This is a genomic window from Rhizobium sp. CIAT894 (assembly GCF_000172795.2).
GTDB lineage: Bacteria > Pseudomonadota > Alphaproteobacteria > Rhizobiales > Rhizobiaceae > Rhizobium.
In genome coordinates, this window is sequence record NZ_CP020952.1 from 276,449 (window position 1) to 301,296 (window position 24,848).

Here is a 24,848-nt window from a genome sequence, read left to right on the forward strand (position 1 = left end):
GCCAAAAAGGGATTTTTCACATGGTCCGACCAAGCGCGTTGCGTGATCTGAGACTGAAGGAATATCGTGAGCCGGTTGTCGAATTCATCTTCCGCGGCGTGACCGCCATGGCGCGCTCGAACGTAAGCTGTTGGTGGAAGCGTGCGTGCCAGTGCGACCCTCGCGGTACTCCGCCGGTGGGTGGCAATGGGCTGGAAATCAGCATAGCGGCGCCGTGAGGCGGATCTCGGTATCCTCGCCACGTGGAGGGCGGAACATGGCGGCCGCAAGAGCGTCAGCTTAGCGGAAGACGGGACGACCGCCCCGCTCATCGGGGCCGCATTCGTCGGTTTTCGCTATGTGGGCCACGCCTTCAGATCACAAAAAATGAGTGCCTCATGAATGGCACATGAGACACCTTCGCCTTGAAGGGGTATGAACCCGCGACGCTCAATCGATACCGGCTCAAATGGCAAGGCATCGCGACACGTTCACCGTTCAAACCGCCCAAGCATTTTTCTTAACTGCGCGTTTTGCAGTTTTAGCTTTCTTGCCAGTTGATCCCTGAGCGCCCTGATCTCTTCATCGAGGTTCACCTCGTCTGCAGTGTCATTAATTTGGGAAAAATTCGCAACCGCTACCGCTTCCTTGCCGCGCCTCCTTTGCTTGCGTGGCGCCACCTCGACAGCTCGCTTGGTCATGGTTTGTGCAGCGGTGACGGCGATACCAGTACCGCCGGACAAAGGGGGATCAGTGGCCTCCGCAATCTTGGCGGCTCCGCGCTCGACCTCATCGCGGCCACCGTTTACGGCTTCTTCGGATTGCACAGGCTCTACGGAGATTACACCGGCTTGACTGTGACGAGGTAGGTCCTCGCTTGCCGGTCGACCCGCGCCAATCAGGCTCTCCTCGCCAGGCGATCCAGTCGGACCGGCATTAGCCAACGCCTCCGGCGTAACCTTCTCGGTCGAGCCGCTTTCTCTCTTTTGTTCGCGTCCAGGTGAGATCAGTCGGGCAAGAAGTTTCCAGGGAGACGCCATCTATCCGACCTCGCGTTTTATCCCGCAAGCAGGCAGTGAGTGTTAGTTTCAGCAACAGCATTCACCGTTGCCGAATTGTATGCCTCGATAAGCAGGGAAATACGGCCCGCCGTTGACCAGCTGCTTTGTCAATCGAGCTTGAGCCGTTTGCGCAGATCAGCATTTTCAGCGCGAAGTTTTTCAGCCAGAAGCTTTCGCAGTCGCTGATTCTCCTCTTCCAGTTGCAGGAGATCCGCCATCTCATCGATTGCCGTCATCGGCGTAGCCGGCGCTGCCTGCACAGCCTTTGGAGCACGGCGTACAGGTGCGCGTTTGGCGCTCGCCGAAGATTCGATCGCCTTCACCTTGCGCCCTCTCCTCCTCCCGCTACCGGGGCCGGCCAGAGCAGCTGCTGGCTCTGCCGTAGCGTCGCTTGACGCGGTCTCGAGTGCCGCCACTTTCTTGGCGCGGGGTTTGCGCTGTTTCTTCGGCGCAATAGGCGTTTCAACAACGGTCGGCACATCGGCACTGGTTGCCGTGTCAGTCTCGTCGGCCATGCTCATCTCCTGTGTATCTGATGCAGTTGTCGACGGCCCGAGAGGCGGTGTCAACAACGACTCTGGTTGATCTGCTTTTGGCAAAGACACTTCGCTGTCCGATTTGCCACTCTGAGAGCTACCCGACAGAAACGGCATTGCCTCTTCCTCCAGGTCGCGAGCGACTAATTTTAGATCCATGTTGCCCCAGATCGAGTTCGACCTGGTATCGAGTTTTCGCCTGCCGTTTTTGTACTCGACGGCAAAACTGCGTTGCACTTTTTTCAATATGAGAGGCCTTAGAGAATCCACGGAATGGTTTGGTGATGTGCTGGTACATCACGAATAGCGCCTACCGGACTGCCAGTCTATACCACCGTCACATCCGATCCACCGCAGCATTCCGGGGGTCAGAAAATGTGGCAATCTAATAGGGGCGGAGGGCGGTCTATACGCTCAAAGCCCTTGAAAGGAAGGGGCGACCAGTAGTTCGTCCCGAGACATTTTCAAAGGTTCCCGACGATCGATTACGCCACATTTTTGTGTAGCGGCTATTTAGTAATGCGACAGTTGGGCCAGTTAGAGATGCGACAGTCTCGCCTCTCGACGTGCTGGTCAATGCCAACGTTGGGAGCAAGGATGACGACCTTCAGCCTGGTCGAGACCATGAGCGGTCGGAGTCGTCATGTCCTGTTTGATCACCATGTCGCAGAAAGAATTGCATCGCCTCGAAGTTGTTCAGAAGATCCGTGATCGACGCCTGAGCGTCGTCCAGGCGGCTGAGGTGCTCGATCTCAGCCGAAGCTCGTCTACATCGATGATGCTACTGGCAAGCTGCTGCATCTGCTGAATGGGGCAAACCTCTGGTCGAAGGTCAACAAGGAATAAACCCCGATTGAAATCTTAGCCGGAGCCTTGTATATACATTTGTATATACAAGGAGGTCCGATATGGCCCATTTTCGACAACAAGAGCCTATTCCCCCGAGGGAGGCCAAGCTTTTCAGAAACAACAAGAGTCAGGCTGTGCGAATCCCGGCCGACTTTGAGCTACCCGGCGACCGAGTGATGATCCACCGCGACGGCGATCGGCTGATTATAGAGCCTGTGCACCGCAAGAACCTCCTGGAAGTCCTGGCAGGTTTGGAGCCGCTTGGCCCTGAAGATCAGTTCCCTGATGTAGACGATACCCTGCTTCCTTTGAAGGAAATCGACCTGTGAGCAGGCTTTATATGCTGGACACCAATATCGTCTCCGAGCTTGCCCGAAACCCGAGGGGTGTCGTCGCTCGGCGCATCGCCGAGGTTGGCCCCGATGCAATCTGCGTCAGTATTATCACGGCGTCGGAGTTACGCTACGGGTGCGCCAAAAAGGGATCACCGAAACTTCTAGCACAGATCGAAGCTATCCTTGGCAGCTTAGCGGTGCTTGCGCTGGATGTACCCGCCGATGATGCATACGGCGGCATCCGAGCTGAACTAGAGGCCGCTGGCAAGCCTATCGGTCCGAATGACCTATTTATCGCCGCCCACGCCTCCGCCCTCGGAGCAGTTCTGGTGACGGCCAACATAAGCGAGTTCATGCGTATTCGCCCTTTGCAGGTCGAAAACTGGTTGGTTTGAACGGCCAACGGCATGTAGGGTTTCTGATGTCGATTCGTCGTCACGCATCCTTCTGTCTTTCCCTTATCGACGGAAGTCATAACTGCCGTGCGTTGGGACGAGCAGAGGTCCGGCCCTTGGAATACCTAATCCTGACTGGCAACCATGGGCACGCTGCCATCATTCGGAAGGCGGGCCTCGGTCTGCCGGGCGGCGGAGACGAGGCGGCGTTTTGCGCGGATTACGTGCCATTGCTGGTCGATCAGCACCCCGATGAGGATTACGCCGCCCATGACGGCGAAATTCAACGATGATGGGATACCAAGCAGATTCACCAGATTCTGCAGTTCCTGCAGCAGCACCGTGCCCAACACGACGCCAATAATCGATCCCTCGCCGCCGCGAAGCGAAAAGCCGCCAAGGACGGCAGCGGCAATCGCATAGAGTTCGTAGAACTGGCCATGGCTCGCAGGCGAGATCGAGCGCGTATACATGGCGAAATAAATCGCCGAAAGCGCCGTCAGCAGCCCGCAAATCACATAGGCCGACATGATCATGCGGCCGGTGCGGATACCGGAATAGCGGGCCGCCTCCTCGTTCTTCCCGATCGCGTAGAGATAACGCCCGAAGACTGAGCGATGCAGCATGATCCACATGACCACGGCAATGATGACAAGCGCGATGAAGGTGTTGGGAACGCCGTAGAACCGTCCGGCGGTCAGAAATTCGAGGTCCGGGAAATTCTGGCCGAAAGCAAAACCCGCCGTCCCATCGGCTGTATAGAAGCGTGCCGCCCCGCGATAAATCAAGAGGCCGCAAAGGGTGACGACGAAGGGCTGCAAGTTGAGCCGGGTGATCAGCCAGCCGTGGACGGCGCCTATGACCGCGCCAAGCGCGAGAATGAGCGGCAGCGCCAGCATCCACGACATATCCTGGACCGCGATGAAGTCGACGAACAGCACGCCGAGAAGGGCGACGAGCGAGCCTACGGAAAGCTCGATACCGCCTGTAATGATGACAAAGGCCTGGCCGATCGACAGAATGCCGAACAGGCCGATCAGGTTGGCGGTATTGGCCAGGTTGATCGGCAGCAGGAAGCGCGGATTGATGATGGCGACGACGATGCCGACGACGACGATCAAAAGCAGCAGTCCGAGATCTTTTTTGACCATTCGAGATCCATTCCCCGATACTTGTATATTGGCCGCGGCCGCTATTTTACCCTTTTGCCGACAGCAAGCAAAAGGACGCTTTCCTGGCTGAATTCGTCCTCTTCCAATATGCCGGCGATCCGGCCCTCGTGCATGACGGCGATGCGGTCGGAAACGCCGATCACCTCCTCCATGTCGCTTGATATCATCAGGATCGCGACCCCGGCATCGGCAAGCGCCCGCATCAGGCCGTAGATCTCGTTCTTCGCGCCGATGTCGATGCCGCGCGTCGGCTCGTCGAAGATCATCACCTTCGGGCTCATCGACAGCCATTTGGCGAGCACCACCTTCTGCTGGTTGCCGCCGGACAGCGTGCCGGTTCGCGTCGAAACGGAGGGTGCCTTGATACCGAGGCGAAGCCGTTGTTTTTCGGCCGCCGCCGTCTCCCGCTCGGCAGAAAGCATGAAACGGCGGGAGAGCTTGCGGAGATCGGCAAGGCTTATGTTCTGGGCGATCGGCAAATCGAGAAGAATGCCGTTGCGCTTGCGATCCTCCGGCACCAGGAAAATGCCGCGAGCGACGGCGTCGCGGGCGGAATGGACGGAAATTTCCTGCCCGTCCTGCAGGATGGTTCCGCCGTAGCTCCGCTCGATTCCGAAGAAGACCCTTGCAAGCTCGGTGCGGCCCGACCCCACGAGGCCCGCAAGCCCCATGATTTCTCCATAGCGGATTTCCAGATCGACGGGACGGCCGGGATAGGCCTCAGTGCGCACGCCGCTTGCCTGCAGCGCCACCGGGCCGGGCGAGCGCTGCGGTTTTGCAGTCCGGGCCGCAAGCACCCGGCCGATCATCAGCTTGACCATCTGATCATGGCCGATGTCTTTCCTGGCGAGCGTGCCGACAAGCGTGCCGTCGCGCAGCACGACGACGCGGTCGGCGACGCGCTCAACCTCGTGGAGACGATGCGAGATGAAAATGACGCTGATGCCGTCGGCTTTCAGCGATTTGATAATGCTGAGAAGCCGTTCGGTTTCGGCCAGCGGCAGGCTGGACGTCGGTTCGTCGAAAATGACGAGCCTGGCGTTGATGGACAGCGCCTTGGCGATTTCCACCATCTGCTGCTCGGCAAGGGAAAGCGACGCCACCGGCGTGTCGGCGGAAAAATGCGCCCCGACGCGCTTCAGCAGCGGCTTCACCATGTCTCGCAGCCGATCGCGATCGACGAGCTTGAAAGGTCCGGCCTTCAGCGGCTCGCGGCCGAGGAAAATATTGGCCGCAACGTCGAGATTGTCGAAGAGATTGAGTTCCTGATGCACGAAGGCGATGCCGGATGAGATGCTCGATTCCACAGTGAAGGACCGGTGCTCCGCCCCGTCGAGCAGGATCGTGCCCCGGTCGGGGGCGATCACGCCGCCGAGAATCTTCATCAGCGTCGATTTTCCAGCGCCGTTTTCGCCGACAAGGCCGATGACCTCGCCTGGCATGATGTCCATTGACAGGTCTTCGAGCGCAACGACGCCCGGATAGGTCTTGCCAACGCCGGCAAGCGACAGGAATGGCGTTCCGGGCGCGCCCGGTGACGGGATGTCGGAACTATGGTTCATCGGCTGTCCATGGCTGCTGATGCCGTCGGCATGAAATGCCTTTCGCGGCGGCGGTGAGTGCCGCCGCCGCGAAAGAGGTTACTTTCCAGCCATGGCCTTCAGGTTGGCGGCATATTTGTCAACGTCATCCTTGCCGATGATCACCGTCGGGATGATGATCAGGCCATCGGCGGGAACGCCTGACTTGTCGCCCTTGAGGTAGGCAGCCATCAATTTCATGCCCTGATAGGCCCATTCGAACGGCTGCTGCACGACGGTTGCCGCGATCGTGCCTTCCTTGACGCCGCCGAGCGTGATCGGATCGTCATCGAAGCCGACGACGGTGATCTGGCCGAGTTTGCCGGCGTCGCGCAGCGCCTCATAGATGCGCGGCGTGTTGTAGGAGTAGAAGCCGACCATGCAGGTCAGGTCGGGGCTGGCCACCAGCGCATCCTCGACGTTCTTCTTGGCGCGCGTCTGGTCGATGTCGTCACCGCGAACGTCGACAAGCTCGATCTTGGTGCCCTTGAGCCCTTCCTTCATCCCTTCGATGCGTTCGCGGGCGTTATCGGCGCCGAGCAGACCGACGAAGCCCATGCACTTACCACCGTCCGGCATCGCCTTCTTGGCGATTTCGGCGGCCTGCTTGCCGGCGTCGACGTTCGAGGAACCGATATAGGCGACCCGGTTGGTCTTCGGCGCGTCGCTGTCGGTGGTGAACAGAGCCGTCTGCGAGCCGATCTTGTTGAGGCCGTCCGTCTGGGTCTTGGGATCGACAGCGGAGACCATGATTCCCTTGACGCCGGCGCTGACGAGATCTTCCATCAGACGCTGCTGAATGGCGACAGCCGCCTGCTCAGGATATTTCAGTTCCATCTGGTAATCCGGCATTTCGCCCTGCGCCTTCTTGACGCCCGCCTCTGCGGCCTTCCAGAAGTCGGACGCTCCGTTGACGACGAATGCAAGTGTCGGCTTGTCGGCGGCATGCGATACGGCAGCCGGCGCCGCGCTCAGCATCAAACCGGCGAGGAACAGGGCTGCATTGCGTTTCAGCTGTTTCATAATACACCTCCCGAGGGCCGCAGTCGCATGGGCCCGTTTCGACTTACGGCCGGCCGGATGCGCCCCCTCCCAGGGCCGTCGCAACGCGACGAGTGGCATTGGTTCCGATCGCTCCGTGACGGTATAGAAGAATCTTAATTAGTAAATAGTATTATCAATCCAGATCAAAACATTTCATCGTTCGTGGACCAGGATGCAATTTTGTACTGGCAATTGCCGGTAACTGTGGGCATTGCAGCAATCGATGCAATTGCCAACGCTTTCAGATAGATGCTAATACTAATTACCAAAATGGCAAATCCAAATAGAAAACAGTTTTCCGCGAATGCGACAACCCAAGACCCCAAAGAGCAATAAGCCCGCCGTGGACAAGCCTGCCCGCGTGACGATGATGGATATCGCCGCCGCCGCCGGCTGCTCACAGGCGGCCGTCTCCTTCGTTCTCAACGATACACCCGGCACCCGTATCTCGCAGCAGACCCGCGACCGCGTATGGGAGGCGGCGCGCGCGCTCGGCTATACCGGAACGACTTATACGGCCAAGACCTCTTATTCGGGGCTGGACAATGTGATCGGTTTTGCGGTGGATCAGCTTGCCACCAGCCCGGAAGCGATCGTTGCGATCGAAGGCGCGCGGCAAGCCTCCTGGAACGCCGGCAATGTCCTGCTCGTCGCCCAGACGCTCAGCGATCCCGTCATGGAGCCGAAAGCCATCAAGGCGTTGACCAGCGGCGGCATATCGGCGCTCATCTATATGACGATCTATACCCGCCAGGTCGAGCTTCCGCCCTATGTCGGCAAGCTCAACATCCCGACGGTCCTCTTGAATTGTTATACGGCGGACCATGCTTTCCCGGCCGTCGTGCCGAGCGAGATCGCGGGCGGCCAGAGTTCCACCCGGCATCTGGTCACGCACGGGCACCATCGCATCGCGACGATCACCGGCGAAATCTGGATGCAGGCCGCGCAGGACCGGCTGACGGGATATCGCCGGGCGCTGGCGACCGCCGATATCCCTTTCGATCCGGAACTGGTCATCGAAGGCGACTGGTCGGCCGGCGCCGGCTATGCCGCCACGATGAAACTGCTTGCTCTGAAAGAGCCGCCGACCGCGATCTTCTGCCAGAACGATCGCACCGCCATCGGCTGCTACGAAGCGCTCAAGGATGCGGGGCTTCGCATTCCCCAGGACATGTCGGTGGTGGGTTATGACGACGAAGAAATTTCACGGCATCTCGTCCCGCCGCTGACGACATCGGTCCTTCCTCACCTTGCCATGGGGCAATGGGCGATCGAACATCTCAACCCGGAAACCATGCCGGGCAAGCGCTATCCAATCGCCAAGCTCGAATGCTCGCTCGTCAAGCGTCATTCCGTCGCCGCGCCGCGGGCCGAAGCGCGGCAGATCCTCGATGGCTTAAAGACCTCGCCATAGGCGGCGGCAATGGCCGGGAAGACCTCATGTGTCGGTCGATCCGCCAACGGCGAAGGCGATGCTGACCGCCCGGTTCACGGCCGCCGCAAGAACCGACATGTGGGTCTGGCCGGCATAAAGCTCGAATTCGGCACGCAATCCGTCGGCCGTGCTGCTCAATCGCTCCGCCATCTCCTGCGCCAGGAGGATCGTCCGCTCCGCCTTCCTCTTCTCCAGGCGCATGGCGGCATCCTCGTTCCGGTACTGAAAAGGGGCCAGCTCATCGCCTTCATATTCTCCGGCGGACAAATGCAGGAAGGCGGCATGTCCCGGGATGAGTTGACGCTGCGCCTCGTTGTTGAGGATTTCACTGTTCTCCCAATAGATGGTTGGGCTGGCCGCAATCCAATTGGCAAACAGACCCGGACGCTCGAACAGAGCGTAGAGAGTAAAGAGGCCGCCGAAGGAATGCCCGAAAAGCGATCGGCTCAGCGGATCCAGCATCACCATCTCGGCAATCCGCGGTATCAACTCGTTCTCGATGAAATCCACCAGTTTACCGGCCCCTCCGATGACAACCGGGGGACCGCCCGCAACGAAGGGCGGATAGGATTTGACCGGCGGCGGCCCCAGGTCCCAGGACCGGCGGAGCGGATCATAGGGTTCGTCGCACGGGTAGCCGATCGCCGCAATCACCCCCCAGCCGACATTCGTCCCCGTGGGATAAGGCGCCTGCGTGACCAAGCTGGCGGCCGCGAAGGGGAACGTGGCATTGCCGTCGGTCATCACGAGAAGCGGCCATCCTGCCGCCGGCGGTTTCTCCGCCGGGATGGAAAGGAATATGCGATAGGGCTCGCCGCCGGCAGCAGGAGCCAGATCGAAAAAACAGGTCCCGGGCATTGAATAGGCGCTGACAGGGTTAGTCATGAGAAAGTTTTCTGATGGTTGCACACGAGGATAGCAGCAGGAGAATTAAGTCGGTGCGGTTCATTGGTTGTTTTTGAAGGGTGGGGTCAAGAATGAAGCCTGACTTGCGATAGGTAATGATTTATCACCCGCAAGGGAAGCGCAATGAACCTCACCTGCTCTCACATCAACATGGATAAACGCTGGAAGATCGCTCGGCGGCGCATGGCCGGGATCAGCGTTGCTGAAACGGCGGGTGTGTTCGCATCGAAGGAGCAATCGACGCACAAACGCAGCACGCGAAATGTGCGTCCACCAAGGTGGCTGTCGTCACTGCGTCAGCTGATGCCGAGAAACTGCTTCAGCTCTGCCGTCTGCGGGTTAGCGAAGACTTCCTCGGGCCGGCCCACCTCGTGAACCCGGCCCTGATGCATGAAGACGACGCGGTTGCAGACGTCGCGGGCAAACTTCATCTCGTGCGTGACCATCAGCAGCGTCATTCCCTCAGCGGCAAGTTCGCGCACGACGGCGAGAACTTCGGCGACTAGCTCCGGATCGAGCGCCGAGGTGATCTCGTCGCAAAGGAGCGCGCTCGGCTGCATGGCGAGCGCGCGGGCGATTGCGACGCGCTGCTGCTGGCCGCCCGAGAGCTCGTCCGGATAGGCGTCGAACCGGTGACCCAGCCCCACTCGCTCCAGCATTTTGCGGGCGGTGGCCTCGGCTTCGGTTTTCGGGGTCTTCTTGACCACGGTCTGCGACAGCATGACGTTGCCTCCGACCGTCAGGTGCGGGAAGAGGTTGAACTGCTGAAAGATCATGCCGACCTTGAGACGCAATGCCTTCAGATGCACTTCGTCATCGAGGAGCTGCGCGCCGGCCACGGAGATGGAGCCGTCGGTGATGCTCTCCAGGCCGTTGATGCAGCGAAGCAAGGTCGATTTGCCCGAACCGCTCTTGCCGATAATGGCGATGACTTCGCCGGCCTCCACATCGAGATTGATGCCTTTCAGCACCTCGGTGGTTCCGAAGCTTTTGCGTACTTCAGTGATTTCGATGAGCGACATTGAGCTTCCTTTCCAGGATCTGGCTGCTTTTCGACAAAGGCCAGCAAAGGGCGAAGTAGATGAGGGCGACGAGCCCGTAGACCGTGAAGGGCTGGAAGGTGGCATTGGTGACCACGGTGCCGGCTTTCGACAGTTCGACGAAGCCGATGATCGAGGTCAGCGCCGTACCCTTGACGATTTGAACGGAGAAACCGACCGTGGGCGGTATGGCGACCCTCAACGCCTGCGGGAGGATGACGTAACGCATCTGCTGCAGCCTGACCATACCGAGGCTGGCGGAGGCTTCCCACTGGCCCCTCGCAATCGACTCGACGCAGCCGCGCCAGATTTCGGCGAGGAAGGCGGCGCTCCAGAGAGTGAGTGCCAGTCCCGCGGCAAGCCAGGCCGGGACATCGATGCCGAAGAGGCCGAGACCGAAAAAAGCGATGAAGAGCTGCATCAGCAGCGGCGTGCCCTGGAAAAGTTCGATGTAGTATTTCGCGAGCACCCTGAATGTCTTGCGCTTGCCGATGCGCAGGAACAGCAGTCCCAGTCCGACCGCGCCGCCGCTGGCGAAGGAGACGAGCGAAAGCAGGATCGTCCAGCGGGTGGCGAGCAGCAGGTTTCGCAGGATGTCCCAGAGGGTGAACTCGATCATCGTGCTTTTCTCCTCGGGAAAATCAAGCCGCCGACCACGCCCAGCACCTGCCGAAGCAGGATTGCCATCACCAGATAGATCGCTGTCGAGACGATGTAGGCCTCGAAGGCGCGGAAGGTTCGCGATTGGATGAAATTCGCGGCAAAGGTCAGATCCTCGGCGGCGATCTGCGACACAACCGACGAGCCGAGCATGACGATGACGACTTGCGACGACAGCGCCGGCCAGATGCGCTGCAGTGACGGGACGAGAACGACATGGCGGAAGGTTTCGAAGCGCGTCATGGCAAGACTCTCGCCTGCCTCGAACTGACCCTTCGGGGTTGCCTGGATACCGGCGCGAATGATCTCGCAGCTATAGGCGCCGAGATTGATGACCATTGCCAGGTTGGCGGCGGTCAATTCGGGAAGCTGGAGGCCGAGCGACGGCAGACCGAAGAAGATGAAAAACAGCTGGATCAGGAACGGCGTGTTGCGGATCAGTTCGACATAGGCGGCAACGACAGGTTTCAGCCAGGCCGGCCCGAGTGCGCGCACCCAGGCACAGACGATGCCGAGCGAAATGCCGAGCACTCCGCCGATCGCGATCAGTTCCAGGGTGACCAGTATGCCCTTGATGATCTCAGGGTAATATTGAAGCAGCCAGCCGAATTCGAAATGATAGCTCAAGGAATTGTCCCCTCTTGCGGTAACGAGCGGATGTCATCCCGCCTGCAGGCGAGAATGACATCCGTAAGAACAAGCCCATCAGAGATCCGACGGAAGATCGGTGCCGAGCCACTTCTGCGATATGGCGTTCAGCGCGCCATCGGTTTTGGCGGCAGCGATGATGCCGTTCACCTTCTCCAAAAGAGCCGCCTGCTCCTTGTTGAGGCCGATATAGCAGGGCGAGTTCTTGATCAGGAATTTGAGCTCAGGGCGCTTGGGTGGATTTTTGGCAAGGATCGCAGCAGCCACGACGTTGCCGGTAGCGATGGTGTCGACCTGACCGGACAGGAAGGCCGATATGGTGCCGTTATTATCCTCGTAACGCTTGATCGTCGCGTCGGCCGGCGCGATCTTCGTCAGCTCCAGATCTTCCACGGCGCCGCGCGTGACCCCGATGCTCTTGCCTGCGAGATCTTCCGCCTTGGCGATCGAAAGATCGGCCGGCGCGAACACGCCGTTGAAGAAGGGAGCGTAGGCTGCGGAGAAATCGATCACCTTTTCGCGCTCCGCATTCTTGCCGAGGCTTGATATAACCAGATCGACCTTGTTGGTCTGCAGATAAGGCACCCGGTTGGCGCTGGTGACCGGCACGAGCTCGGTCTTGACGCCCAGTTTTTCGGCAATGAGATTGGCAACGTCAATATCGTAGCCCATCGGCGCCATATCGGTGCCGACGCTGCCGAATGGCGGGAAATCCTGCGGGACGGCGACACGCAGCGTACCGCGCGCCGTGATGTCGGCGAGAGCATCGGCATGAGACGCGGAGCCGAAGCCGAAGGTTGCCGCCAGGGTCGCGATTGCGAAGAAAACTCGTCTTGTCAGCATGCGTTAATGACTCCTTTGAAGTTGCGGTTTTGGATGCTGAGAGGTGAGGAAGCTGCCTTGGGAGGCAGCGACAGGGAATTGCGCAAGTCCGAAAGCGGATCCGGGCGCGCCGTGAGGTCGAGGCCCATTTCCACGTCGTCGAGATGCTCGACAGAGAGTTCCGCAGCCCTGACGAAATCGCCCGCCCGCATGGCCTCGAAGATGCGGCAGTGCCCTTCGTGGGATTGTGCGGCGTGAAATTCGGATTGATAGAGCATTGAAATGAGGATCGTCCGCGCGGTCAGGTCGCGCAGGATATCGACGATGATGGCGTTGCCGCTCAATTCGGCGATGCGGATATGGAAATCGCCCATCAAATAGGTCAGGCGCTGGCGGTCGCCGGCCGCCATGGCATTTCGTTCCTCAGTAAGATGCGCGTCGAGCGCCTTGCTGCCCTCGTCCGTCAGCGTCCGCATGCTGCGCAGCAGACCGGCCTCGACGATCCGCCGCGCCTCATAGACCGCGATCGCATCTTCGGCGGACGGCTCGACGACAAACCAGCCACGCCGAGGGCTGACATGCACGATGCCGCGTGTCTCCAGGCGCATCATCGCTTCGCGGACGCGGGTTCTGGACACGCCGAAGAGCGCTGCCAGCTGGTTTTCGCCTAGACGCGTACCGGGCCGGATTTTGGCAGAAAGGATGCCGGAGACGATCGTCGCCTCGATGGATTTCTGCGTGGTCTCGGATGTGTGGCTATCTTGCATACAAGACAGAAAGCAAAGCGCATGCCAAAATCCTGTGCTCAGGATTTTCAAGATGTCTCGAATGCTTTGCGGGAAATTTGCCTGCAGGGAATGCAGATTGAACGCAATTTGTGCCGGCGCCGGCGCCCGAAGACGCCGGTTGGTGCGACCTGAGCGCGTCGCGATCTTTCAGATCTGCGGTCGAACTGCCGATCCGATCGTCTTCGCTTTTAGGACAGGATGATTTAATGCCCCGTTGGCCTAAAATCATCCTGTTCTAAATTAAAGAGTTAAAGCATGACGTTACCAGAAAACCGCTCACACTTTTCGGCATCATGCTCTAATTGAAACTCGAGGTTTTGAGGAATTCCGCGAGCCGTTCGGTCTTCGGATGCACGAACATTTCCTTCGGATCTCCCTCCTCGCAGATCACTCCCTGGTTCATGAAGATGACGCGCGATGAAACTTCGTAGGCAAAACGCATCTCGTGGGTGACGAGCAGCATGGTCATACCGTCGGCGGCAAGGCCCTTGATGACTTGGAGCACTTCGCCCACCAGTTCGGGATCGAGCGCCGAGGTCACTTCGTCGAACAGCATCAGCCGCGGCGACATGGCGATGGCGCGGGCAATGGCGACGCGCTGCTGCTGGCCGCCGGAAAGCTGACCGGGATAATGGTTCGTGCGGGCGGCAAGACCGACACGGTCGAGCCATTTCTCCGCGATCACACGGGCCTCCGGCTTCGTCATTTTCTTGACCTTGACGAGGCCGAGCATGACGTTTTCAGCAGCACTCATATGCGGGAAAAGATTGAACTGCTGAAACGCCATGCCGGTCAACGCGCGCTGGCGTGCGATTTCTTTCTCGCTCTTGCGGCGGCGCGTCGCGCCTTCGACATGGTAGCCGATCTCCTCGCCGTCGAGGCTGATCGTGCCGCCCTGGAATTCTTCCAGCATGTTGACGCAGCGCAGCAAGGTGGTCTTTCCGGAACCGGACGAGCCGATGATGGAAATGACCTCGCCTTCTTCAACGGCGCAATCGACGCCTTTGAGGACTTCGTGGATGCCGTAAGTCTTGCGCAGACCCTTGATGTCGAGAATGGTCTTGGCCATCGGGGGAACTCCTCAGGACGGCAGGGCGGTCTTGCGCTCGACATATTTGCCGAAGTGCTCGATGCCGTAGTTGACGATGAAATAGAGACCGCCGGCCAGGAAATAGAACTGGAGGCTCATGAAGTTGCGGGAGATGATCTCCTGTGTGCGCAGGAGAAGCTCGGCGACGCCGATGACGGAGAGCAGCGTCGAGGCCTTTACCATTTCGGCCGCCGTATTCACCCAGGCCGGCAGGCACTGGCGCATGGCCTGCGGCCACAGCACCGAGGTGAAGGTCTGGGTGAAGGTCAGGCCGATCGCCTTGGCCGCTTCGGTCTGCCCCTTCGGGATCGCCTGAAGCGCGCCGCGGACGATTTCGCCGACATGGGAAGAGCAGAAGACCGCAAGGGCGAGCACGCCGGCGGAGAACGGCCCGAGATCGAGCCCGACGGCTGCGGAGACATAATAGCTTGCCAGCACCAGCACCAGCACCGGCGTGCCGCGGATGATATCGGTATAGGCACGCACGAGAAGCCGCAAAACAACGCCGCCATAGACGAGCGCCAGACCGACGAAAACGCCGAGTACGGACCCTGCGAGGATGGCCAGCAGCGAGATCGACACGGTCACGCCGATACCGTTGATGATGACGTAGCGGGCGATCCAGAGTTGTTCGAGAAAGGTGTGGGACATCAGATCTATCTCGGCAGGGCCAGACGGCGCTCGATGAAGCGCATCACGGCGGCGATGAGGAAACAGGTGACGACATAGAGGGCCGAGGTGACCATCCAGGTTTCGATGACGCGGAAACTCTCGACATTGATCTTGCGGGCGGCAAAGGTCAGTTCCGGCACGGCGATGGCGGCGGCGAGCGAGGTGTCCTTGAAGAGTGAGATGATCGTCGAGGACAGCGACGGCAGCACGTTGCGCAGCATAAGCGGCGCGATGATGGAACTGCGGATCTGCATTCCCGTCAGGCCGATGGCGAGGCCGGCCTCGGTCAGCCCCCTCGGGATCGACAACAGGCCGGCACGGAACACCTCGGCCAGATAGGCGCCGGAATAGAGGGAGAGCACCAGAACGAAGCTTTTCATCTTGTCGAGGCGCAAACCCATCTGCGGCAGCGCGAAAAAGGCGAAAAGCACCAGGACAAGGATCGGCAGGTTGCGAATGACCGTGACATAGACCCGCGCCGGCACGACCGCGAAGCGGCTTTTGGACGTCAGCGCGAAGGCCACGATGAGCCCGATCGCCGCCCCGATCAGGATGGAGATCACCGCAAGGCCAAGGCTGAGCGCCAGCCCGCTCAAAAGAAAATCGAAATTGCGCCAGACGGCAGCAAAATTCAGCGTGTAACCCATGCGGGCCGCCCTTTCAGACGAACGCATCGTGCACGATGCGTAGATTCAAAATGTTGCGTCCGTTGCGCGTCTGAAAAGACGCGCGGCGCTGCAGCGGAGCGGGAGAACAATCCCGCTCCGCATGGCCGTTACTTGAACTCGACTGGAAAGCCGATCTGGGGCGGGGCCAGATCCTTGCCGAACCAGGTCTTGAAGGACTTGGCGTAAAAGTCGAACTCGACGCCGGTCATGGCTTCATGCAGGGCGGTGTTGACGAAATTCAGCCAATCCTGATCGCCGCGTTTGACCGCGCAGGCGTAGGTCTGCGGGTTCCAGCCGTAGCCGGCGTCTTTGTAGCGGCCCGGATTCTGCGTCATGTACCAGGCAAGCGACGACTGATCCGTGGCGACAGCATCGGCGCGTCCCGACTCCAGCGCCTGATAGATCAGGTCGACGGATTCATACTGATCAACGGTCGCCTCCGGCAATGCCGCATGCACCATTGTCTCGGCATAGACGTTCTGAAGCACCGAAATGGTGACGGAGGAACCGGCCGCCTTGAGAGCGGCATAGTCGGCGTATTTTCCGTCCGCCTTGAGCATCAGGCCGACGCCTTCGCGATAATAAGGAATGGTGAAGGCGACCTGCTGGGCGCGTTCGCCGGTCACGGTCATGAACTGGCAGGTGATGTCGACTTTGTCAGTGGTGATATTGGGGATTCGGGCGTCGGAGGACTGGTTCACATACTCGATCTTCTCAGGATCGCCGAACAGCGCCTTGGCGATGATATGGCCCATGTCGACGTCGAAACCCTGAAGCTTGTCGTCCGCGCTCTTGAAGTGCCAGGGCGCGTTGGTGCTGCCCGTGCCGAGGACGAGGTGGCCGCGGGCCAGCACTTCATCGAGCTTGCTGCCCTCGGCCAGTGCGGGCGTGGAGAGCAGCGCGGCTGTTATCAGCGACATCACGCCGGTGCGAAAGGAAATGGTCATGGCGTTCCCCTTATGGATGGTTCCCATTATTCCAGTATAATGGATGCATGTCTGTTTTACTGGAATAACGTATCAAGTGCCATCGGGGACGAATTGTCAATGGGGCATGCCGGAAAAACGCGCAGGGTTGCACGTGGCGATTTTTTTGGCAGCGCAGCATCTCCAGCCGTTTGCGGACTACCGCCTGGCTGCGTTCTGATCGTTTTGGTGAGTGGAGGCGGCGTGCAATGAGGTTTGGCCGGGAATGCAGAAAACGCAGCGCATTTCCGTGAGAAATCAGGAAATGCGCTGGGGAAACCGCGTGAGGCCTTTTACGGATTCATGCCGCGAGACGGTGGAACCGCATTGTCGAGAGCGGATATCGGAGCTGACGCCCACAAGCCTCTTCTTGAGACTCTCCGACCGGTTCATTTCCTGCAGTCAGAAGTCTTCCCAATCCGTCCTCAGCGCGGCGGCCGTCGATCCACGTTGGCCGGAGGTGGCAGACGCGGTACGAACAACTTTCAAAGCCGTCGGCCTGCCAGCATGATGCGCGACCTGCGCGGCCGAAGACCGGGATATCGATGCATCGTCGAAACGGAACTGTTCAAGAAGCTCGAAGAGCGCGGCGGCTTCTCGCGCGAGGCCATGGCTCGCAGCCGTCTGCTCCTCGACCATCGCGGCATTCTGCTGCGTTCCCTGGTCGACGGTGTTAATGGCCTGGCTGATCTCGCCGAGCGCGGTCGATTGCTCGCGCGCCGCCTCCACGATCGCCGTGACGTTGGTATTGATGTCGTGAACCTGACTGGCGATTTCCTGCAGTGCGGATCCGGCATTGGTGACGAGCGCGACTCCGTTTGCCACATGGGAACCGGACGCGGTGATCAGGCTCTTGATCTCCTTGGCAGCCTTCGCCGACCGCTGCGCCAGTTCCCGGACCTCCTGAGCGACGACCGCAAAACCCTTGCCCGCCTCCCCTGCCCGCGCCGCCTCTACGCCGGCGTTGAGCGCCAGAAGATTCGTCTGAAAAGCGATCTCGTCGATCACTCCGATGATATTGGAAATTTCGCGTGATGAGGTCTCGATCTGATCCATCGCTCCGATCGCATCGCGCACCACCTGGCCGGAATGCTCCGCATGGTCTCTGGTGTGCGCCACGAGTTGGCCGGCTTCCTCGGCGCGGCGGCTCGAATCCTTGACCGTCGTCGTGATTTCCTCGAGTGCGGCGGCCGTCTGTTCGACGGATGCCGCTTGCTGTTCGGTCCGTTTTGCCAGGTCGTCGGCTGCCGTGCGGATTTCGTTGGAACCGGCCGAAATCGCCTTGGCATTTTCGGCAACCGTTGCCATCGCGTCCTTCAACTTCCCCGACGCGCTGTTGAAGTCGGTGCGCAGCCGCTCCAGCGAGGGAATGAAGGGCTTTGGGATCGTCTGCGACAGGTCGCCGTCGGCGAAATTCGTCAGGCAACGGGCAAGCTGTTCGACATTCTCGACGCGCGCCGTGACATCGGTCGCGAACTTTACGACTTTGGACACTTTGCCGTTCAAGTCGAAGATCGGATTGTAGGAGGCCTGGATGTAGACTTTCCGTCCGCCCTTGCCCACCCGCATGAATTCGTCGGCAATCAGTTGGCCGCTCGCCAGCTTGTGCCAGAATTCCTTGTACGCCTCCGACCTTGCATAGTCGGCTTCACAGAAGATCGAATGATGTTTGCCTTGGATCTCGGCAAGCGAATAGCCGAGTGCGGCAAGAAAATTGTCGTTGGCACCAAGCACTTCGCCGGCCGGCGTGAATTCGATGATCGCCTGAGCGCGCGACAACGCGTCGATCTTGCCCGCATCCTCGGCGGCTTTCAGCTTCTGCGCAGTGATATCGGTTGCGATCTTGATGACCTTGACCGGCTTCCCGCGTCGGAACACCGGATTGTAGGACGCTTCGATCCAAACCTCGCGGCCGCCTTTTCCGAGCCGCTTATATTGCTGCTGCTCGAATTTTCCGGCCGACAGCTTCGTCCAGAAGGCCTTGTATTCCGCCGAGGACGCATAGCCGGGCTCGACGAACATGCTGTGATGTTTTCCGACGATCTCCCTCAACTCGTAACCGAGAGACCTGCAGAAGTTTTCGTTGGCGGTGAGGATCATGCCCGACATGTCGAACTCGATCATGGCTTGCGAGTTCGATAGAGCGGCAAGAGCCGCGACTGCATTGGTACCACGATCAAGAATGCCCATTCGCAAATCCCCCCACAGATTTCATCGCTGTCCAATTCGGACAGGCTACGAATATTTGCCCATGTTTATTAATGGGGATTTAATGATTAATATAAGGTTTAGCGGTCTATTTTCGGGCTTTACCGGCCGTCGCGCCCTGATGGGCAGCCCTATTTTGATAAATTTCCGTCAGGTTCTGAGGACCGGATGTGGAGATCCAAAGGGCTCCAGCGTCCTTGCACACTGGAAAAGAAGCACAGCACTGGAACGATCATTCAGCCGCTTTTCAGTTGCGCCATCGTGAGCAGCGTATCGGCGCTGATCGTCGCCGAGCCGGTCAGGATAGAAAGCGCTGTCGACGTGGTGCCCGTCCCGTTGGCCATGTCGTACATCGCGGTGAAACGCTTGATCAGATTGTCGACCTTGTCAGTATCCGACAGATCCTTGATATCGATGAAATTGCCGACCATTTCAGCTTGCTTGTCGACGTCCATGTTCGAGACATAACTCGACAGGTTGAAGGTCGTGGTAAAAAACTCAAAGAGTGCGCTGTCGCCCAGAATGTCATAGGCGTTCGAAATCTCCGGCGCCTTGCGCTGGAAATAGAGGGCGAGGCGCACGCCGGTATTGCTGTCGCCCTGGTCGTCTTCGAGCGTCATGCGGACATAGGAGTCGATCGTCTCCAGCACGTCGCCGCGCTGCTGCACCGTCCCGGTCGGCTCCGCCGAGATATTGCCATCCTGATCGAAATTGAACGCACCGACGAGTTCGGCGAAACGATTGTCGTCCAGTTTGTTGACATAGCTATCTTCGTCGTCGAGATCGGACGAGAACATTTTCTTCAGTTGATCCGCGGTGACATCGTCGGGATCGAGCCCCTTCGCCTCGAGCACAAAACTAACCAGGCGATCGTCGGCCAGAAATTCACTCGCCGTCGTGATCGTCGCCATCTGCTCACGAAAGTAGGTGATCTCGTCATCCGCCGCGTCGGTCGCCTCGGTCAGTTCGTCACCGTCGAGGTAACGGATCTTGTTCTGCTTGTAATAGGCGGCATAGTCGTCGACGACGGATTCCGACATGGCCTGCAAGGGAACGGTGACGTCGCCATCGCTGTCGAAGTTGAATGCTTTGCGAAAGGCGACGAACCGGTCGTCGTTCAGGCTGTTGACATAGCTTTTCGAATCCGTGGGATCGCTTTCGAGAATCTTCCGAACCTGGCTTTTCGAAACACTGTCCGGATCGATGTCGAAGGCGCGCAGCGCCATTTCCCACATTTCCGGAAGATCGTCGTTGTCATCATCGTCGTCATCGGCATTCGACACGAGAAAATCATCGATCGAGGTGACGCTGGCGATGCGCGTCGTATAGTTGTCGACGGCATCCTCCGTGTCGGTATTGGCGACCAGCACCTGATAGTTTTCATCGAAGGCCGCCGTCGTCGCGGTGGTCTGATCCGACGTCTGGGCGGTGTCGCCATCGGCAAGCGCGCCATCCTCGTCGAAATTGAAGGCGTCGTGCAGATCGGACAGGCCGATGGCGTCGGCGATGTCGGCGCTTTTCAGCGCCGCGGAAATGAACGTGTCGGTTTCGTCATCGGTCAGCCCGTAAGCAGTCCTGAGATAATCGACCAGCTTGTCGTCGTTCATCAACTGATCGACCGAGGTGATGTTTCCGATCTGCGCCGCGAAATAGGTGTCGTAGGCCTCTCCGGTGTCCGAAGACGCAATCGTCGAGGAGGCCACCGCATAGCCGCTCGTCACCAGCGAGATCTGGTCTTCCGACATCACGTCGCCGTCGGTCGAGCCGTCCTCGTTGAAGTTGAAGGCCTTTGCCAGGCTGACATAGACGTCGTCGCCGAGCTGGTTGACGAAACTGTCGGGGTCGTCGAGATCGCTGGTCAAAACCTGTTTCAGGAAGCTGCTGGAGGTGTATTCGGTGCTTAGACCGAAGGCCGTCAGCGCATAGTTCTTCAATCTCGAGCTTGAGAGGAAATCGTCGACCGAGGTGATCGACGAGATGTTCTCTTCGAAATAATCCGTCTCGTCTGCGATATTCTCCGCCTCGGTGTCGAAGGATGTCTCATAGGCATCGAGCAGATTGTCCCGCTGCACGTCGGATTGCGCCGTCTTCGTCTCGCCCGAAAATTTGAAGGCGGCGGCAAACTCGGCATAACGGCTGTCGCTCAGGCTGTTGGCGAAGCTCGATGAATCGCTGAGGTCGCTTTCCAGCACCTTCTTCATGAAGGCCTTGGCATATGTCATGTCGTCGAGCCCGTAGGCCTTCATGGCGTAGGAGTAGAGCTTATAATCGCCCATGAATTCATCGACCGTCGTGACCTTGTCGATGTTTTCCTTATAGTAGGCGCTGTCGCGGGAAACCGTGGCCTGAGACGCGACGTTCGAGAGACTGGTGTTGAGATTTCGCGCGACTGCGAGATAGCTTACATAGGTGGAAACCAACGTCTGTTCCTCTAACCTTTTGTTTTACGCAATTCCCGGCAAAAGCGCTTCACGCTTTGCCTGGCAAAACCGCTGCGCACTCTTGCTGGAATTGCTCCAGGCACGGCGGTGCCGCGCGAAAGCCTGCCGGCGGTCACGGGTAAACTTTTCATCTCTGCAGGGAGGTCGTCGCCGGTCATGGCGAGGCACAGCCACGTACATGTGGCCGAATCAATTTAAAAGAACTCTACAGTTCTATAATTAATCCAATGCGGAATTGGAAGCTGAAAAATTTGCGACGCTTTAAGCCGCGCCGACGCCGGCGGCAAAGATTGCGATGCAGCGCCGAAGATGGGCCAGCAGTGTTGCCCGATCGGGCCAAGCCTTGACGGGCCCTTCCGGCGGCCCCATGCCGCCAAAGACCATATCCATCAGCATCCGGGCTCCGCTCTCAGGGTCATCAAGCGACAACTTGCCTTCCGCCCGGCGATCGCTCAGCCAGTCGGCAAGATGCTGCCGGCTGGCATTTATGCCGTCATGCTGCAGAATGTCGACGAGTTCGGGAAACTGCCCTGCTTCACGAAAGACAAGCTGGAGGAAGCCGGCACGATCCGCATCCTTCTCCTCGTCCATGTCGATCATGAAAATGCGTTCGAGGCTCTCGGCGATCGAGAGATCCTCCACAGGCCTGGGCAGATCGAGCATCATGCGCCGATGCGCGCCGACCACGGCGGCAAACAACTCTTCCTTGCTCTGAAAGAGCTTGTACAGCGTCTGCTTCGAGACGCCCGCCTCGGCGGCAACGACAGCGGTCGTGCTTCCGGCATAACCGCATTTTACGAAAACACGGCGGGCAATTTCGACGATATGCGCCCGCTTGTCCTCATCGCTGGAGACTTTCGGCCTGCCCCGCTTGCGCGGCTCATCTACGGGCTCGTCGACACCATTCATGATGATCTAGACCGCTTTACCAAAGCGCATACCGATGCCCCCGGAAAGCGGATTACGATTTCTGAGGGATGATTTTTTCGGTTGTCGCATTAGTAATTTCGATTTAGAGAACTCACAAGTTCTGTAATGCGTTGCATCCCCACCCTCATAGCGATGGAGCGCTTATGACGACCATTTCGGCCGCAACATCAATTTCTTCCTATTCCTATAGCAAGAATTCGACGTCCGCATCCCAGGACATCCTATCCTGTAATACGGTTTCGGCAAAAAAATCAACCACAACCCAGCAGTCGGACGAAGACTCGACCAATAGTGCCGAGAAACTCATGGCTCAGTTGATGTCGATGGCAATGAACGGCCTCACCGGTCAGTCCGGCTCCGCCCAAGAGCAGGACGGCGGCAAGGGTATGGACGTTGCGGAGCTGGACAGCGATGGCGATGGCTATGTGAGCAAAGCCGAATTCGTCGCAGCCCGACCATCCGACGTGACGGAAGATCAGGCCGGCACGCTGTTCGACAGCTTCGACAGCGAAGGTTCCGGTTCACTGTCGGTCGATGCGCTGAGCGAGGCCATGTCCGCCCAGCAGTCGCAACGTGCCGGCGGACCACCGCCGCCCGCCGGGGATGACGAGCTTGCATCCCTACTCTCCGATCTCGATACGGACGAAGACGGACTTGTGAGCAAAACCGAATTCGTCGCAGGCCGGCCGTCCGACGTCAGCGAAGATCAGGCCGGCACACTGTTCGACAGCTTCGACAGCGAAGGCGCCGGTTCACTCTCGGTCGATGCGCTGACCGAGGCCATGTCCGCCCAGCAGTCGCAACGTCCGGACGGACCGCCGCCTGCCGACGATCAGCAGTCCGCATCCCTGCTCTCCGACCTCGATGCGGATGGAGACGGGCTCGTGACATTGGAAGAATTCATGGCCGGCAAGCCGGAGGACGTCACCGAAAGCCAGGCGAGCCAGCTCTTCGATCTGCTCGACACATCGGGCAGCGGTTCATTGTCAACCCGCGCCACGGGCTGACCGCTGATAAGGGGCGTCGCATTGTGGTTGCTGGAGAAGCTGCAATGCGACGGCCTGAAAGCGGCCCGGCAGTCGAGCCGGCAGAGCCCCGAGCCGGGCCGCTCCTGAACTGTAGAAGAGTTTGAATGGTGCGCGGCAGCAGGCGCACGATATTTGCGCGCGGATGAGCCGCGGCGCCTACCGCCATCACGGGGTCAGTCCAGACAATCAGATCATCCACCGGTGCCGGCCTTTGCCCGGCGCGGCCGATGTCGTGCGCCCGTTATCCGGGACCTGGCAGCCTCTCGTCACATGGCATGTTCCCAAACCTTAAAGGATCGAGCCATGAGCATTTTTGGAAGCATGAAAACCGCGGTCTCCGGCATGAGCGCCCAGGCAAACCGTCTGAGCACGGTGTCCGACAATATCGCCAACGCAAACACGGTCGGCTACAAAGCCGTTTCCACCTCGTTCTCATCGCTGGTCCTGCCGTCCTCTTCAGGCAATTACAATTCCGGCGGCGTCCAGACATCCGTGCGCCAGGCGATTTCCGAACAAGGCGACATTTCTTATACGACTTCGGATTACGACCTGGCGATATCAGGAGATGGCTTCTTCATCGTGCAAAACGCCGACGGCACGCCGGTTCTCACCCGCGCCGGCGACTTCTCCGTCGACAGCGACGGCAATCTGGTCAACAGCGCCGGTTTCACCCTCATGGGATATTCCTATGATTCCGGCGTGCCGGCGGTGGTCGTCAACGGCTTCGACGGCCTGGTGCCGGTCAACGTAACCCAATCGGGCTTGAGCGCTATCGCTTCGAGCAGCGCCTATTTCAGCGGCAACTTGAATTCCGAGGCAACCGTCGTCACCGATACGACGACGCTGCCGAGCGCCAACTCGTCCAGTGTCACCGACGACACGAAGAAAATGTCGCTGGTTGCCTACGACAGCCTCGGCGGCACCGTCCAGTACGACTACTACTTCACCAAGACGGGAGTCACGACGGATACGAGCGGAGCAGTCACCGGAAGCACCTGGGAGGTCTCGGTTTACCGCAACGCCGATGCAGCGACCGGCGGCACGACCTCCTTCCCCTACTCCTCCAGCGCGGTCAGCGTTGCCAGCCTTTCCTTCGACGCCGACGGCCAGCTGACCTCTGCTGCAGACACCGACATCGTCGATCCGGTTACGGCAAAGACAATCACCATGGATTATTCGGATTTCACCCAGCTTGCCTCCGACTTCTCGGCGACCGGCTCTGCCGACGGCCAGGCGGCCAGTGCCGTGAACTCGGTATCGATCGGTACGGACGGCGTGGTCTCGGTCTCCTACGCCAATGGCGCGACCAAGTCTCTCTATCAAATCCCGCTCGCCACCGTCGCCAGCCCCGACAACCTGACGCTGATGAGCGGCAACGTCTACAGCGCCAACGGCCAGTCTGGCGTCACCGTCACCGGCTTTCCGCAGACGAACGGGCTCGGCTCCATTCAGTCCGGCGCTCTCGAAAGCTCGAACGTCGATCTCGCCGGCGAACTGACGGAGATGATCGAGGCGCAGCGCAGCTATACCGCCAATTCGAAAGTATTCCAGACCGGCTCCGATATCATGGATGTCCTCGTCAATCTGAAGCGATAG

General features: G+C 59.2%; 24 protein-coding genes. 6 read left to right on the forward strand and 18 right to left on the reverse strand.

Annotation, left to right across the window (positions count from 1 at the left end; translation table 11 throughout):
• Positions 1–470: 470 nt before the first annotated feature.
• Together RHEC894_RS30210 and RHEC894_RS30215 are read right to left on the reverse strand one after the other, a co-directional pair.
• Positions 471–1,019, reverse strand: a complete 549-nt coding sequence (locus RHEC894_RS30210) for a hypothetical protein (RefSeq protein WP_085740330.1) — start codon at positions 1,017–1,019, stop codon at positions 471–473.
• Between the two features lie 128 nt (positions 1,020–1,147).
• The gene (locus RHEC894_RS30215) at positions 1,148–1,822 is read right to left on the reverse strand and encodes a transcriptional regulator (protein WP_085740331.1); all 675 of its coding nucleotides are present in this window, start codon (positions 1,820–1,822) and stop codon (positions 1,148–1,150) included.
• A gap of 397 nt (positions 1,823–2,219) precedes the next feature.
• On the opposite strand from RHEC894_RS30215, the gene RHEC894_RS33210 reads away from it, so the two are divergent.
• From RHEC894_RS33210 to RHEC894_RS30225, 3 genes are all read left to right on the forward strand, one after another.
• Positions 2,220–2,384: a hypothetical protein gene (locus tag RHEC894_RS33210; RefSeq protein WP_164517729.1), complete on the forward strand. Its 165-nt coding sequence runs from the start codon at positions 2,220–2,222 to the stop codon at positions 2,382–2,384.
• A gap of 100 nt (positions 2,385–2,484) precedes the next feature.
• A complete protein-coding gene (locus tag RHEC894_RS30220) occupies positions 2,485–2,754 on the forward strand; it encodes an AbrB/MazE/SpoVT family DNA-binding domain-containing protein (protein ID WP_085740332.1) in 270 nt (89 codons plus the stop codon).
• Positions 2,751–3,155 carry a type II toxin-antitoxin system VapC family toxin gene (locus RHEC894_RS30225; protein ID WP_085740333.1) on the forward strand — a complete coding sequence of 135 codons (405 nt, stop codon included), beginning with the start codon at positions 2,751–2,753 and terminating at the stop codon, positions 3,153–3,155. Before RHEC894_RS30220 ends, RHEC894_RS30225 begins: the two co-directional genes overlap by 4 nt.
• Before the next feature lie 125 nt (positions 3,156–3,280).
• Here RHEC894_RS30225 and RHEC894_RS30230 read toward each other — a convergent pair whose 3' ends face one another.
• The 3 genes from RHEC894_RS30230 to RHEC894_RS30240 all read right to left on the reverse strand — a co-directional run bounded on the left by RHEC894_RS30230 (position 3,281) and on the right by RHEC894_RS30240 (position 6,930).
• The gene (locus RHEC894_RS30230; RefSeq protein WP_085740334.1) at positions 3,281–4,306 is read right to left on the reverse strand and encodes an ABC transporter permease; all 1,026 of its coding nucleotides are present in this window, start codon (positions 4,304–4,306) and stop codon (positions 3,281–3,283) included.
• A gap of 41 nt (positions 4,307–4,347) precedes the next feature.
• The gene (locus RHEC894_RS30235) at positions 4,348–5,889 is read right to left on the reverse strand and encodes a sugar ABC transporter ATP-binding protein (protein WP_085740335.1); all 1,542 of its coding nucleotides are present in this window, start codon (positions 5,887–5,889) and stop codon (positions 4,348–4,350) included.
• Positions 5,890–5,967: 78 nt separating this feature from the next.
• Positions 5,968–6,930: a sugar-binding protein gene (locus RHEC894_RS30240; protein ID WP_085740336.1), complete on the reverse strand. Its 963-nt coding sequence runs from the start codon at positions 6,928–6,930 to the stop codon at positions 5,968–5,970.
• Between the two features lie 325 nt (positions 6,931–7,255).
• Here RHEC894_RS30240 and RHEC894_RS30245 point away from each other — a divergent pair, with 325 nt between their 5' ends.
• Positions 7,256–8,365 (forward strand): LacI family DNA-binding transcriptional regulator, encoded by a 1,110-nt coding sequence (locus RHEC894_RS30245; RefSeq protein ID WP_085740337.1) that lies wholly within the window; start codon positions 7,256–7,258, stop codon positions 8,363–8,365.
• A 24-nt stretch (positions 8,366–8,389) separates the two neighbouring features.
• Here the strand turns inward: RHEC894_RS30245 and RHEC894_RS30250 are convergent, their stop codons facing one another.
• The 13 genes from RHEC894_RS30250 to RHEC894_RS30310 all read right to left on the reverse strand — a co-directional run bounded on the left by RHEC894_RS30250 (position 8,390) and on the right by RHEC894_RS30310 (position 22,203).
• Positions 8,390–9,271 carry an alpha/beta hydrolase-fold protein gene (locus RHEC894_RS30250; RefSeq protein ID WP_085740338.1) on the reverse strand — a complete coding sequence of 294 codons (882 nt, stop codon included), beginning with the start codon at positions 9,269–9,271 and terminating at the stop codon, positions 8,390–8,392.
• A 317-nt stretch (positions 9,272–9,588) separates the two neighbouring features.
• The gene (locus RHEC894_RS30255) at positions 9,589–10,314 is read right to left on the reverse strand and encodes an amino acid ABC transporter ATP-binding protein (protein ID WP_010069336.1); all 726 of its coding nucleotides are present in this window, start codon (positions 10,312–10,314) and stop codon (positions 9,589–9,591) included.
• Positions 10,292–10,951, reverse strand: a complete 660-nt coding sequence (locus tag RHEC894_RS30260; RefSeq protein ID WP_010069335.1) for an amino acid ABC transporter permease — start codon at positions 10,949–10,951, stop codon at positions 10,292–10,294. The genes RHEC894_RS30255 and RHEC894_RS30260 overlap by 23 nt, the downstream gene beginning before the upstream one ends.
• A complete protein-coding gene (locus tag RHEC894_RS30265) occupies positions 10,948–11,619 on the reverse strand; it encodes an amino acid ABC transporter permease (RefSeq protein ID WP_010069334.1) in 672 nt (223 codons plus the stop codon). The genes RHEC894_RS30260 and RHEC894_RS30265 overlap by 4 nt, the downstream gene beginning before the upstream one ends.
• Positions 11,620–11,697: 78 nt before the next feature.
• Positions 11,698–12,483: a transporter substrate-binding domain-containing protein gene (locus tag RHEC894_RS30270; RefSeq protein WP_085740339.1), complete on the reverse strand. Its 786-nt coding sequence runs from the start codon at positions 12,481–12,483 to the stop codon at positions 11,698–11,700.
• Entirely contained in the window at positions 12,477–13,229 is a 753-nt protein-coding gene (locus RHEC894_RS30275; protein WP_085740340.1) for a GntR family transcriptional regulator, read from the reverse strand. Before RHEC894_RS30275 ends, RHEC894_RS30270 begins: the two co-directional genes overlap by 7 nt.
• Before the next feature lie 319 nt (positions 13,230–13,548).
• Positions 13,549–14,319, reverse strand: a complete 771-nt coding sequence (locus tag RHEC894_RS30280) for an amino acid ABC transporter ATP-binding protein (protein WP_085740341.1) — start codon at positions 14,317–14,319, stop codon at positions 13,549–13,551.
• 12 nt (positions 14,320–14,331) lie between these two features.
• Positions 14,332–14,991: an amino acid ABC transporter permease gene (locus RHEC894_RS30285; RefSeq protein WP_085740342.1), complete on the reverse strand. Its 660-nt coding sequence runs from the start codon at positions 14,989–14,991 to the stop codon at positions 14,332–14,334.
• A gap of 5 nt (positions 14,992–14,996) precedes the next feature.
• Complete coding sequence (locus tag RHEC894_RS30290; protein WP_085740343.1) at positions 14,997–15,659, reverse strand: amino acid ABC transporter permease; 663 nt, start codon at positions 15,657–15,659, stop codon at positions 14,997–14,999.
• A gap of 128 nt (positions 15,660–15,787) precedes the next feature.
• Positions 15,788–16,627: a transporter substrate-binding domain-containing protein gene (locus RHEC894_RS30295; RefSeq protein WP_085740344.1), complete on the reverse strand. Its 840-nt coding sequence runs from the start codon at positions 16,625–16,627 to the stop codon at positions 15,788–15,790.
• 420 nt (positions 16,628–17,047) lie between these two features.
• Positions 17,048–18,835, reverse strand: coding sequence for a PAS domain-containing methyl-accepting chemotaxis protein (locus RHEC894_RS30300; RefSeq protein WP_085740345.1), 1,788 nt, complete (start codon positions 18,833–18,835; stop codon positions 17,048–17,050).
• Positions 18,836–19,089: 254 nt separating this feature from the next.
• On the reverse strand, positions 19,090–21,273 hold the full coding sequence (locus tag RHEC894_RS30305; protein WP_085740346.1) for a DUF1217 domain-containing protein: 2,184 nt from the start codon (positions 21,271–21,273) through the stop codon (positions 19,090–19,092).
• Positions 21,274–21,555: 282 nt separating this feature from the next.
• Entirely contained in the window at positions 21,556–22,203 is a 648-nt protein-coding gene (locus RHEC894_RS30310) for a TetR/AcrR family transcriptional regulator (protein WP_010068252.1), read from the reverse strand.
• 164 nt (positions 22,204–22,367) lie between these two features.
• On the opposite strand from RHEC894_RS30310, the gene RHEC894_RS30315 reads away from it, so the two are divergent.
• Positions 22,368–23,231: an EF-hand domain-containing protein gene (locus RHEC894_RS30315; RefSeq protein ID WP_010068251.1), complete on the forward strand. Its 864-nt coding sequence runs from the start codon at positions 22,368–22,370 to the stop codon at positions 23,229–23,231.
• Positions 23,232–23,555: 324 nt separating this feature from the next.
• Positions 23,556–24,848 (forward strand): flagellar hook protein FlgE, encoded by a 1,293-nt coding sequence (locus tag RHEC894_RS30320; protein WP_085740347.1) that lies wholly within the window; start codon positions 23,556–23,558, stop codon positions 24,846–24,848.